Source organism: Neisseria sp. HMSC068C12 (assembly GCF_001814095.1).
Taxonomy (GTDB): domain Bacteria; phylum Pseudomonadota; class Gammaproteobacteria; order Burkholderiales; family Neisseriaceae; genus Neisseria; species Neisseria perflava.
In genome coordinates this window covers 402,982-403,212 of record NZ_KV814812.1, presented here as the reverse complement: position 1 = coordinate 403,212, position 231 = coordinate 402,982, and the positions used below count along the sequence as shown (strand labels likewise).

The following is a 231-nucleotide window of genomic DNA, read 5'->3' as shown; positions in this document are numbered from 1 at the left end:
GGTTTCAACACACAGCCGCCCGAAGGCGGCTGTTTTCTAATTTCTCGACTTTTTCGGCCAGCTCTTGTTTCAACACACAGCCGCCCGAAGGCGGCTGCATCATATCTTCCGCGCTGACGGCTTTGATATTGAGTTTCAACACACAGCCGCCCGAAGGCGGCTGGAGTTTAATATGCTCCGACTTATCGCGTCCCTCATTGTTTCAACACACAGCCGCCCGAAGGCGGCTGT

At 54.5% G+C, this 231-nt stretch carries 1 protein-coding gene; it reads right to left on the bottom strand.

The window, feature by feature from the left end; all coding sequences use genetic code 11:
• Positions 1-4: 4 nt before the first annotated feature.
• Positions 5-142 (bottom strand): hypothetical protein, encoded by a 138-nt coding sequence (locus HMPREF2952_RS11340; protein WP_168165180.1) that lies wholly within the window; start codon positions 140-142, stop codon positions 5-7.
• Positions 143-231 lie beyond the last annotated feature (89 nt).